General features: G+C 34.8%; 9 protein-coding genes and 1 pseudogene. 3 read left to right on the forward strand and 7 right to left on the reverse strand.

Features of this window, described 5'->3' with window-relative positions; translation table 11 throughout:
• Positions 1-504: 504 nt before the first annotated feature.
• Complete coding sequence (locus VB264_RS24425) at positions 505-2,214, forward strand: alpha/beta hydrolase-fold protein (protein ID WP_323253953.1); 1,710 nt, start codon at positions 505-507, stop codon at positions 2,212-2,214.
• A gap of 114 nt (positions 2,215-2,328) precedes the next feature.
• On the opposite strand, the gene VB264_RS24430 is transcribed toward VB264_RS24425, so the two are convergent.
• Entirely contained in the window at positions 2,329-2,553 is a 225-nt protein-coding gene (locus VB264_RS24430) for a DUF2798 domain-containing protein (protein WP_323253955.1), read from the reverse strand.
• A gap of 54 nt (positions 2,554-2,607) precedes the next feature.
• Entirely contained in the window at positions 2,608-2,964 is a 357-nt protein-coding gene (locus VB264_RS24435) for a winged helix-turn-helix transcriptional regulator (protein ID WP_309922679.1), read from the reverse strand.
• 105 nt (positions 2,965-3,069) lie between these two features.
• Here VB264_RS24435 and VB264_RS24440 point away from each other — a divergent pair, with 105 nt between their 5' ends.
• Complete coding sequence (locus tag VB264_RS24440) at positions 3,070-3,702, forward strand: nitroreductase family protein (RefSeq protein ID WP_323253958.1); 633 nt, start codon at positions 3,070-3,072, stop codon at positions 3,700-3,702.
• Positions 3,703-3,901: 199 nt separating this feature from the next.
• On the opposite strand, the gene VB264_RS24445 is transcribed toward VB264_RS24440, so the two are convergent.
• Positions 3,902-4,105, reverse strand: coding sequence for a hypothetical protein (locus VB264_RS24445; RefSeq protein ID WP_323253960.1), 204 nt, complete (start codon positions 4,103-4,105; stop codon positions 3,902-3,904).
• Between the two features lie 795 nt (positions 4,106-4,900).
• On the opposite strand from VB264_RS24445, the gene VB264_RS24450 reads away from it, so the two are divergent.
• Positions 4,901-6,604: an outer membrane protein assembly factor BamB family protein gene (locus VB264_RS24450; RefSeq protein WP_323253962.1), complete on the forward strand. Its 1,704-nt coding sequence runs from the start codon at positions 4,901-4,903 to the stop codon at positions 6,602-6,604.
• 112 nt (positions 6,605-6,716) lie between these two features.
• Here the strand turns inward: VB264_RS24450 and VB264_RS24455 are convergent, their stop codons facing one another.
• From VB264_RS24455 to VB264_RS25160, 4 genes and pseudogenes are all read right to left on the reverse strand, one after another.
• Positions 6,717-7,115: a hypothetical protein gene (locus tag VB264_RS24455; protein ID WP_309922665.1), complete on the reverse strand. Its 399-nt coding sequence runs from the start codon at positions 7,113-7,115 to the stop codon at positions 6,717-6,719.
• Positions 7,116-7,868: 753 nt separating this feature from the next.
• Positions 7,869-11,621, reverse strand: coding sequence for a carboxypeptidase regulatory-like domain-containing protein (locus VB264_RS24460; RefSeq protein WP_323253964.1), 3,753 nt, complete (start codon positions 11,619-11,621; stop codon positions 7,869-7,871).
• 215 nt (positions 11,622-11,836) lie between these two features.
• The gene (locus tag VB264_RS24465; protein WP_323253966.1) at positions 11,837-12,001 is read right to left on the reverse strand and encodes a hypothetical protein; all 165 of its coding nucleotides are present in this window, start codon (positions 11,999-12,001) and stop codon (positions 11,837-11,839) included.
• A pseudogene (locus VB264_RS25160) lies at positions 11,976-12,194 on the reverse strand (double zinc ribbon domain-containing protein); the annotation flags it as partial. The gene VB264_RS24465 and the pseudogene VB264_RS25160, both read right to left, overlap by 26 nt.
• Between the last annotated feature and the right edge of the window lie 161 nt (positions 12,195-12,355).

Here is a 12,355-nt window from a genome sequence, read left to right on the forward strand (position 1 = left end):
ACCAAGCGTTGAAGCCCTTATCTCTAGCGAGGGACTTAACTCCCTCGCTAGAGATAAGAATCTGATTATTAATAATTTATAAACTTATGGGTAATCAGTAGGACTTAAGTCCCTCGCTAGGGATAGGTATAAGAGATTTACGTAGTCAGGCTGTGACATTAGACGACCAAAGCTCGGTTTGAAAGGCTATTTAAGCCCATTTCAACCAATTTTATCAATAATCGCATCTTCGTTTCAACTTTGTAAAAGATGTAGGTAGTCAATAATCCTTAAGCCACCATCTAGTAGGAAATGATATTGATAGAGTTATTTATTTACCCAACATTTGTGTGCAGTATGCCACAAATCACCATCAGGAGCGGACGTTTTCCATACGTCCCAACGATGTTATTCCTACTTTCCATTCTTCGATATGGATAAACGATTAGGTGTTTGGCTAGCTCAAAAGGATTTGATATATTTAGGTAATTATCTTATAATCCTTTCATCTTCAACAATTTTGCTATGAACAAACCCTTTTTACTCTTCTTATTAATCTGTTCTTTTATCAGCCAAGCCCAACAGTTTTCGGTTACCTATGGCGAAAGTCTCAGTAAGACTCCCTTAGATGGCAGGCTCATGCTGTTTCTTGCTGATAATGATAAAAAAGAACCTCGCAAACAAATTAGCGATGATGCCGACAGTCAATTAATGTTTGGGATAAATGTAGATAACTGGAAACCCAACCAACCGCAAATGATAGATAGCAAAGCCTTTGGTTACCCTATCAGAAGCATCAAGCAAATTCCTGATGGTGTATATTATGCACAGGTGTTGCTACACAAATATGAAACTTTTCACAGAGCCGACGGTCATACTGTAAAGCTACCCATGGAAAGGGGAGAAGGGCAGCAGTTTAATGAAGCCCCAGGGAATATTTATAGCATCCCTGTAAAGATTACCTTTAAAAAAGCTCTTAATCAGGTCATAAAACTAAAGATAGAGAAAGAGATTCCGCCAATTCCTGCTCCACAGGACACCAAGTATATCAAGCATATTAAAATGAAAAGTGAATTACTCAGTAAATTCTGGGGAAGAGATATTTATCTAGGAGCTAACATTTTAATACCTGATGGCTTTGATACCCATCCACAAGCACATTATCCTTTAGCCATTTTTCATGGACATTTCCCTGCTGATTTCTCTGGTTTTAGCGAAACACCTCCACCCGCCGATATGAAAACGGATGATTATTCAGCCCGATTTAATATTTATGGATATAACAAAATTGTAAAAGAGGAGGCCTATAATTTTTATAAGCAATGGACAAGCAAGGATTTCCCAAGAATGTTAATCATTGAGATTCAGCATGCTAATCAATTCTATGATGATTCTTATGCCGTAAATTCTGCCAACATTGGGCCTTATGGTGATGCCATTACGTATGAGTTGATACCTTATATTGAAAAGCAGTTTCGAGGGATTGGGCAAGGTTGGGCTAGGTTTATGTATGGAGGCTCTACGGGTGGTTGGGAAGCCTTGGCAGCACAAATATTTTATCCTGACGAATACAACGGATGTTTTGCGGCTTGTCCCGACCCAATCTCATTTGAAGCATACTCTTCGATAGATTTGTATAAATACCCTAATGCTTATTATTATGAAAGCCCTTGGAAAAGAACCGCTATTCCGGGAAAACGAGATTATTTAGGGAAAGTGAAATGTACAGTAGAGGATATGAATTACCATGAATTAGCTATTGGCGATAAAACGCGTTCGGGTGGGCAATGGGATATTTGGGAGGCTGTTTATTCGCCTGTGGGGAGTGATGGCTATCCTCAAAGGATTTTTGATAAGACGACTGGAGTCATCGATAAAAAGGTAGCGGAATACTGGAAAGAGCATTTCGATTTACTCCATATCTTAAAAAGAGATTGGGCAACACTTGGCCCTAAACTACAAGGCAAAATCCATATTTACTGTGGCGATATGGATAACTATTACTTAAACAATGCCGTCTATCTGATGGAAGACTATCTGAAAGGAGTAAAAAATCCTACCTATGACGGTGAGGTAACCTATGGCGACCGTGCCGAACATTGCTGGAATGGTGACCCTAATCAGCCCAACTATATTTCAAGGTTACGGTATAATACCATGTATATTCCCAAAATCTTAAAGCGTATCGAACAGTCAGCACCCAAAGGGGCAGATTTGACAAGTTGGAAGTATTGATAAGAGAAAATAATATTTGTTTATCCAGTAGGGACGTATTGCATACGTCCTCTTTTGTCGGGAGCGGACGTATGCAATACGTCCCTACTGGGTGTCACGGGGTTTATACCCAATCTATGGTTTTGAAGCTACTTTTTCAGCCAATTTACGGGCATTAGGAATAATAATAAAGGCTGCAACATAAGCCACAGGAAGCATGACGCTCCATGCCTTCAAAAACTTCATAAACCAGTCTTCACCAAAGCCATAGTTACGCATCAATCCGACAAATGCCATAATCAACGTCATAGGAATTACTACAAAAAGAGTATTGATATACTTAAAATGTTTTTGTTTCATGGGTTGAATCGTTTGGATAATAAATAGGGCTATTTCCGAATATAATAGTAGGAATTAATTACCAATAATCCTCTTTCTGTGTTCAAGTCCCCAATTAGCAATAACGCTAGTTACCTGTTTTAAAGTAGCACCATATTCAGTGATTTCATAGACTACACTGATAGGCTGGGAATCTATCACTGTGCGCGTAATTAATTGATTTACTTCTAGTTCCTTTAGCTCACGGCTAAGCATCTTACCTGAAATGCCGTTTATTTCCTTTAGTAAATCCGTATATCGCTTCTTTTCAAAGCAAAGGCATGCTATAATTGAGACTTTCCATTTGCCACTCAGAATATCCATTACATCATGAATCGCCATGATAGTTTTAGTACAGTCTTTGATGGTGGGTCTCTCTGCTATTTCCATCATTTGTCAGTTAGTTACTTTTTTGTCACTGTTACTTTTGGTAACAAAGTTACTATTGTTTGTGTTACAATTAAGTGTTACAACATTGAATTTTTAAAAATACAACAAATGGAATTATTAAAAGCTTTAGAGTGGCGTTATGCAACTAAGAAAATGAACGGCAATGTCGTTCCTCAAGAGAAAATAGATTATATCCTTGAAGCTGCAAGATTGGCTCCTTCGTCCTCAGGACTACAGCCTTATCAGGTATTCGTAATTTCGAACAAAGAGCTTTTAGAGAAAATAAAACAAATAGGTTTCAACCAAAGCCAGATAACAGATGCTTCGCACGTATTGGTTTTTGCTGCTTGGGACGGTTATTCATTAGAGAAAATCGATAAAGTGTTTGACAGAACCATTGCCGAAAGAGGTTTACCTGCTACGCAAATGGATGATTACAAAAAAAGGTTGTGGGGTATGTATGAGCCACTAGGTCAAGAATGGCACGCTACACACGCAGCAAAACAGGCTTATATTGCCTTTGGCTTGGCGATTGCGGCAGCCGCAGAACAGCAAGTAGATGCTACACCGATGGAAGGTTTTATCCCTACCGAGCTTGATAAATTATTAGGATTAGAAGCACTAGGCCTTAAAAGTACTGTGATTTTACCATTAGGGTATCGCGACGAAGCGAACGACTGGTTGGTAAATATGAAAAAAGTAAGAACGCCGAAAGACGCTTTTGTTACTGAGATTAAGTAATTAATCTAAACCCCATACAACTGTCTCTTTGTTTGATAAAATGAGGAGACAGTTTTGTTTTGTAAAGAATAGTGAACGAATGCAATTCGTCCCTACTTTGTTTTGTTGGGAGTTGACTAATCTTAAACTTATAGACCTAATCTAAATCATTGGAATCAAAACCCCAGTTTCTTAGATATGGAGTAATCGAGGAGGAAAATTATATTTTCATGTCCCGAATAATATGTGCTAGTTTTTGTGGGTCGTTTTTAAAGGCTTCTATTTCCCCAATATGCGATGCTGTAAATGCTAACATGGCAGGATTAGCCTCTGCCATATCAGTATATTTTTTAGCAAAAGCAACACCAGATAAAGTGAGCAAGGATGAAAACAGGAAAAAGATAGTAGCGATATGATTTTTCATTGTTTGAAGGTGTGTAGATGGATTTATTTAACTGTCCAGATTTTTTTGATGTTGATTTTTACAAAAAACAAGAGAGGCACTAGGTGCGTAAAACTTTCATAAAAATAGCGATTTTTTTTTGAAAAACAAAATATTACCACCAAATTTTTGGGCCAGGTCTTAGCGTTTATTTCAGGATATATTTTTTAAAAAATTATCTAAGTAAAATATTTTTAACAGCAATAACTTTTTTTATTGTTGTTGTTATTGTTTTTACTGTTTTAATAGTTTTCTATTGTTTTATTATACTAGCATTGCTTTGGCACTGCTTTAGTAAGCGCTTTGGTATTGCTTTGGTAAAATTTACCAAAGCACGGGCAGGGCAAATTGAGTAAATAAAGTACCTTTTGAACAACATTTCCGTAACCTCAAAAGATGAAATATAAACAAATTTATCCAACAAAATAGTTCTCCAATCTGAGCTTTTTATTAATAAAAAAACACTAAAATTACTACCTATAAAATATCGTTAAAGTGTCTAACGATTATATTATACGTTATTGAATTGAGAGATACTTTTAATCATAATTCTCAAAAAGACTTACCCAAAAACTTTCATAATAGCTAAAAAATGTGTAATTTAGAACCACAGTTACACCTTAATACACCCTCTATAATGAATCCACAATCAGGCTCATCGGCTATAAGTAGGACGAGTTTCCAACTCGTCAAAATCCAACAATGTTTTATCGTATTATTCCACGCCAAACATGGTGTTACTTATCTCTATTAAAACAAGAATAACTTTACACAATCATGAAATCTGCTTTTACCAAAATTATATTTTTATACCTGCCTGTTTTGATACTGCTAATCGCTTGTAAAGAAGAACTTATAGTGTCATTAAGTGCGAACAAAATCATTACAAAATTTAGCTTTTCGGGCTTAACGCCTGCTGTGAATGCCACGATTGATGAAGCCAATAAAAAAATAACGGCTGTTGTTCCTGCTACAGCAGACATTACTCAATTGACTCCTACAATTATCGTATCCGAAGGAGCGAGGGTGACCCCAAGTTCAGGGAAAGCTCAAGACTTTTCTAAGGAAGTAGCTTACACCGTTACTGCTGAAGACGGTTCGACGACTACTTACAAAGTACTGATAAATCGCACAAAATTAACAGGGAAAGACATCCTGAGTTTTTCATTTAATGATTTGTCACCAGTAGTAACCGCTACCATAGACCCTGTTACCAAAACAATCACTGCAACCGTTCCAGCCACGGCAGACTTATCAAAACTAAAAGTCACCACTACCTTTTCAGAACGAGCCAGCATTGTTCCTGCCTCTGGGACAATCTTAGATTTTTCTAAGCCCGTTAGTTTTACCGTTACTGCTGAAGATGGCACTACGCAGGTTTATACGGCAAATATTCAGCAACAAATAGTTACCACCATAAAAGATAACAAGACAGTCTTTATCTCAAACATCAACGGAGATGCTTATGCTATTAATGCAGAGACGGGTGAACTAAAATGGAAAGTCAGCATAGGCTCAGGCACAAGCAATAGCCCGATTCTTGATAATGGCGTGGTATATTTTTCTGATAGATATGTTCTTTATGCGTTAGATGCAGAAACGGGCAAACAGAAATGGCAATTTAAAGACGATATAAATAGTATAGGAAGTACGCCTCTTATCGCTAATGGATTAATATATGTTGGGGTGGCTACCAAAATGGTAGCCTTGGATGTTTTGACAGGCAAGAAGAAATGGGAGTTTGCTACAGACTATTATATAGATGCCAGCCCTTGTATAGAAAATGGTACATTGCTTGTGGGTACTTCTTCTTTTCCTTTCTCGGGTTCAGGTTTACATACAGGAAGCCTATATGCTTTAGATGCTATTACAGGAGCAAAAAAATGGATGTTTGATGTGAAAACACCCGTAACAAACAATCCATGCGTAGTAAATGGAATAGTTTATGTGTGTGGACGTAGCCTAATTGCTACTAGTTATATATATGCCATCAATGTAAACACAGGTGTATCAATATGGGAACAAAATAAATATACTGCTATTGCTAGCCCTACTGTATTGAATAATGGACTCTATTTTTCGGGTCAAGAATATTATGTGCTTAATACCAATGATTGTTCTTTAAAATTCAAATACAATAATACAAAATTCTCTATTAGCTACTCATCAACCTCTAGTCCAATGATTTACGATGGGCTGATTTATGTAGGTGCTTCTGATAGAAATCTCTATGCATTCTCTGCAACAGATGGTAAAATTGCGTGGGAATTACAAACGGGAGATTATATATCTTCTAGTCCATGTGTTGCTAATGGTGTTGTATATGTAGGAGGTCAAGATGGTAAATTGTATGCTGTAGATAGTAAAACAGGGAAGATAATTTGGAGTGTTGAAACCAGCTATGAAATACAAAGCAGTCCATGTGTAATGGATAAAAAAGGCAAGGCGTATCACACAGGTGAAAGTGGCTTTGTAAATTAATTTACTGTGTGCAGAATAGGCATAAAAATAGGGAAGATATCGCTAGACATACTTCCCTAAATTCATTGTACAGAGGTTTAGTTGTATTACCATAGTTGTTAATGTTTTAAGATTAACGAGTAGCTACAACTACGTCACGGTTTGTGATAAGGTTTGTTTTGATCTCAAATGTTTTTGATTCAATCACGTTAACATTTTGGCTAATTACTTCTATAGTATATTTTCCATCAGCTAAGCTAGAGAAATCAAAAGTTTTTGCGAATTTACCACCTTTAGTATCAACATATTCACGGTGAATTTCGTTTTTGTCAGCATCAGTAACTACGATTACTACTTTTTTGCTTGCTACGTTATCAACCCAAACATTGAAGTTTAAAGAGTTATTTACTTGAGCGATTTTGCTTTTTACTAGGCTAGCAGATTCATCAAGATTTGAAGCGAATGTATTTACGTTTGATAAGCAAACCATAGTAACTGCTACGATAAATGCTTTGATTGTGTTCTTGTTCATGACTTTATATTTTATTGTTATTAACGATAAATTTATTAAAAGGATAATTTGTGTTTTTCTAAGATTTTGTTTTCAATATTCAAAAGTATTTTCTATCTGGACGTCACTCAATAAAAGATACTTAATTTAATTTCAACTCAATTCTTAGAACTTTATTCGTGTCATTTGTTTGACGATGTAAACTTATAAAAGGAATTTGATAACTCAATCATACAATGACAATTATTTTCACTTTTTCAAGAAAGTTCCTATTAAAAAAATTATATTTATTGAAATAGTACAATTGTTGAAAGGGCTATTCTATAAAATATTAAAATAGTGATATAAAGTTTTTTGTATATAATATTGATTGATTTTCAGTGTATTAAGTGTTAATAGCTATTATGGAATGCTAAATATTTATCTAGTCGACTTATTTTTAAAAAAAATACAAATCACGAAAGATTACTCATTGCTTAAAATAAGTCAAATTGATAAAATCGTTTCTCGGACACTTTACAAAGCATTCTTTATATCATCCAAAGCAGTGAGCGTTCGAACAATGAAGATAGGAGTGAGGTAACAAAAGCAAATGTATGTGTAGTCTTAAATAGTTTGTGAAAGCAGTATTGTAGTATTTATGAGGTAATTGTACTAAATTAATATTTTCAATTCAAAGTAGTAATTTAGTAGGGACGAATCGCATTCGTCCCTTTCGTCGTCCAGTCGCTTTTCGCCCTTGATTTTGTCATAGAAATCTAGGACGGGTTCGCTTTATTTAACTACAAATTTGATTACTTGGTGCTTTCGTTCACTCGTGATACTTATGAGGTATATACCAGTTGGTAAAGCAGTATCTACATATACTTTGCTGTTGTCCGTATATTTATTGGTGAAAACAACACTACCTTTTACATCTGTAACATTAATCTGCCAAGTTTTTAAAGTTTCTGGTACTTCAATCCAAAATGAACCATTATTAGGATTAGGATACATTTTTACGGGTATAATATTTAACTTAGGTTCTTCTGCTGTGATAATAAAGTTGAAATAATCAGAAATGTTAGAACAACCATTTTTTGAAATTTTCACTGAATATTTACCTGAGTTATTGACTACATAAGTACGATTAGTTGCACCAGTAATGATAACATTGTTATTAAACCATTGATATGAATCTGCTAAACTTGAAGTCAAGGTAATCATACCATCGGTTGTAATGGTAGGTTTAGGAACAACGGCTAAAGTAATTCTAACAGTATCGGACTTAATTTGACATTCTTCTTTTAAAGCAGTTGCATAAAAAGTTCCAGCATTTTTTACCGTTATACCAGCATTTGTACTCCCTGTTGACCATTTGTAATTGGTTAATCCTGTTGGTAAAGCGAATTTTATACTATCTCCTTGGCAAATTTGTATTTCTTTAGAAGTATGAAGTGCTATTTTCTGACTTGTAACCATCAAGCTTGTATCTATGTTGGCTTGGAGATAATTAATCTTTGTAATTTTTGAAGGACAATAATTATCTTTTTGTACCTCTAATGTATAATAACCATTCGGAAGCCCAGCGAGTGCATAAGCACCATTCTTATCAGTCTTTACTGTTGCCAGTTTAGTCCCTTTTAGAATAACGGTTGCATCTTCTACTCCAAGCCCTGTGTAACTATCTTTGACCTTTCCTGTTATAATATTCCCTGTAAAATTGGAGAAAAGATATTTTGACGTTTTATAGACATCAAAAAATGTTTTAGCGGCATAATAACTATCAAAATATAAATTAGTAAGTAAATATGGCCCATTTGCTAACTTTTCATTGATTTCTTCTCCTGAAAAACGTAATGTAATCTCATTTAAACCAGCATAAAAGTAGGTTTCATTAACAGCCCAGTTGAGGGAGTTTTGAAGAGAATCTAATAATTCCGCATTAACAGAATAGTAGCCACTTTGAGTTACATCTACTTGTATCTTAATATCCAAATAGTCATAATCGCCGTCATTATCAATGTCGATTGGCGTTTCTGTATTTTTTCCTGTCAATTGAATAGGAGGACGAGTAAAGTCAAGTCTTTTGTATGGTTCAGTGATATAAGCAGAATCCCGAGAATCGACAATATTCGAATTTGAATTATCAATCATTACCAAATCATCAAGAATGTATGGACCATCTACTATACCTCTGCCTATTGCTTCACCATTAAAGTTTAAAATTGCATCATGATTACCAACAGCTAAAGGACTGGCATTGGTATTCCAAGAAGCAGTGGCTAATAAATTACCTTTTGAATCCTTTAGGCTACCCATTACCATGTAGCTTCCAGCAATTTTTACATTTATTCCTACTTTTATTTGTAAAGAGTCATAAAGATTATCATAATTTTCATCAAATACTTGTTCACTGTATTTGTCTGTAAATGTACCAGAAAGAGCCTTGATATAGACAGATGCTTCATCAAAAGTACTTTCTAATCCCTTTTGTAGTTTAACAACTAGTGATACAAAGCCCGTTTCACGAAAACCAGCGTGTTTATTGGCATAGATTCCATCGTTCGCTTTTTCATCATTATGCAAGCCATCATCAAATACTTGTACAGAATCTTTAGTTGTTCCTTTAAATAAGTAAACCATGCCATTACCACCTGTAAAAGGTAAATTATTCTCCAAACCATTCACTTTTATGGTGATAGCTTCATCTGGTAAATAATTATATTTTTCTGTAGAAACTACGATTTTTCTTGTACTTTGAGCAATCGTTTTTATCGTAAAAGGAGTGTCAGCATCACCTCCTTTTACGGTAATTTCCCACTCTCCACTTTCAGCTTTTGTTATTGCAAAATTATGCAGAGCAAAATCCTCGATAAAGGAATATTCAGTACTGGAGCTATTATAAATTTTCCCTGTAGGGCTTTTTAGTGAAAAAGAAGCATTTATATTTGTTAACACCCCTTGAAAAGAGGCAACACCAGTAATAGGCAAATAAGCTTTATAAGTTGAAGTACCTAAGGCTTTAACTTTTCCAGCTTGTAAGAATACTATAGCCAGTGTATCAGTATTTACCGTTGGTGTTTGTAAACTCTCTGTACTTTGTAAACGTCCCCCTTTTATAGTTTGTGTGACTATTTTGGAATTAATTAAAAATATTGCACGTTGGTAAACTTCATTGCTTTCAACTAAATCGTTATGACCTAAAGCAAAACTTCCATCATTAATAATATTGATTGGTTTAGTTAAATCTAACTTCCCAAAGCCAAAAAGATTCCCAAAGTCAAAAGGATAATTTTTATAATAAGCCAACCATGGAAGTGTTGCTCTTTCAAAAGATACAACACCATCTCCATCAAAACGAGTAAGAATCCCACGATAATTGCCTACAATTTGATAAATTTTCGTCTCTTTATTTAGTTCTTTCAAATACAGAGCTTTCTCTTGTTTTTCTTCAAGATAATTGAAGTGATTTGCAAGCCAATCTGGATCCAAGTTTTTAAAAGCTTCACTACTATATTCATTATTCAGTATTGCTGCAAATTCACTACCATGATTGGGAGTCCCTATTTGAACAAGATTTTCTACATCATAATTTGACCTTAAATATAAACGAGAATCTAACCCACCTTTGCTATGTGCCACAATATTAACTTTTTGCACACCCAATTTTTTTTTTGCAAGAATAATCTCTTTTTTTATTAACAAACTATTTGACCCTATTCCTCCGCTAGGCTCAATAGTAGTCGCTAGATGATATGGAATGCCATCTCTATCTGCAAAACCCATAAACGGCTTCCAAGTTTTCAAAGCAGTAGCAGAACTATTAGCACTCCACCCCCTCACAAACACAATTGGTCTAATTGTATTTTTAATTTTAATACTAACCCAGTCACATTGAACAGCCCAATAGGTTGTATTGGGTACATCAACATCTATTTCAACTATATTTTCTGCTTTAGGAGAAGTATTTTTATCTCCCATACGAGTTGGAAATTTCAGGTACTCAATCGGAATATAACAAGAAAAAGTACTCCAAGTTTGGTCTCCTGAACTAAGTTCTTTTGCTTTACCATTTACTTTTATCAAATTACCATTTACATAAACATGATCAACTTCAGGGTCAGCTATGCCATCCCCATTTCCATCATATTGAGATTTATCATCTACATCAAATATATTTATAGCCAAAAAGGCTTCTGCAGGGATAAGTCCCTTTTTTATCAATTCGGGGGCATTTGTCAAAAAACCTTGACTATCAAATTGCATGGCATTGGTGTAAAAGCGAGTAATATTAACACCAAGCTTCATTCGTCCATTTGGTAAATCCTTTCTAAATAAGTATTGGTCGTAGTTATAACCTGTTCCTTCTACAAATAATTCATCAGTAGCTTGAGGCTCATTTGAATACGCAGCAGCTACACGTCTATTTTTATAATCCTTTGGCGAATCTTGTGCTTTACTTTTAAAATGGAGAAGGCTTGAAAAACACAAGATAATTAAAGCAAAAAAACGTGATTTACTAGCTAATGTAAATATTAGTTTCATAGGTTTGATATTTAAAAATTAGGAGAAATACTATTCAATTACTAGACAAAAACATAAGCATGAATCAAATAGCTTTTAAGGCATTATCTACTAATCAAATATTGCCATTATAAAATTTTCATAAAACCCACTTTTGCGGGGTTTTATGAAAATTGGTAGAACTATTTAGATGAGTTTGATATTTAGTTAAGCTTTTAGTAACACTCTAGGGGTTATTATTTGCCTTTATTAAAGAAAAAGCTTGCAAGAATTCCAAGCAACGATACGTAATAACCCCAACCAATTGAAATGGCATCTTTTGCCAATTTTTCAACCGAAGATGTTATTCCGTTCATCATGCCATTGAGTTCGTTATTATCGGATTGAGGCAATTCTGGCATTGATGGGTTTGCGACAAAATACAATCGTAGTGTCAAATGAGAATCCCTGATTTGCTAGCGATACACCGCATTGAGTACAAATAATTTGATTAGAGTTAGTTTCAGTTCCGCATGAATAACAAAACTTTTTTTCAGAACGTGGATTTACCCCACATTTTGGACAAGCCACGGCTTTTTCGTGAACTTCATTTCCACAATTTCTACAATAAACAGAATTAGTTAAAAATGTTTATATTCTGTGCGAGAGTTTGTAGCTTGCGTGATGAATTATTTAGAGTTATCCCACAATGACAAACTTTTTTTATCACTAACAAGCCTTCATTTGTCTGAATTTGAACATTTGCTTCTTTATTT

The sequence above is a fragment of the Arcicella aquatica genome, assembly GCF_034928825.1.
Taxonomy (GTDB): domain Bacteria; phylum Bacteroidota; class Bacteroidia; order Cytophagales; family Spirosomataceae; genus Arcicella; species Arcicella aquatica.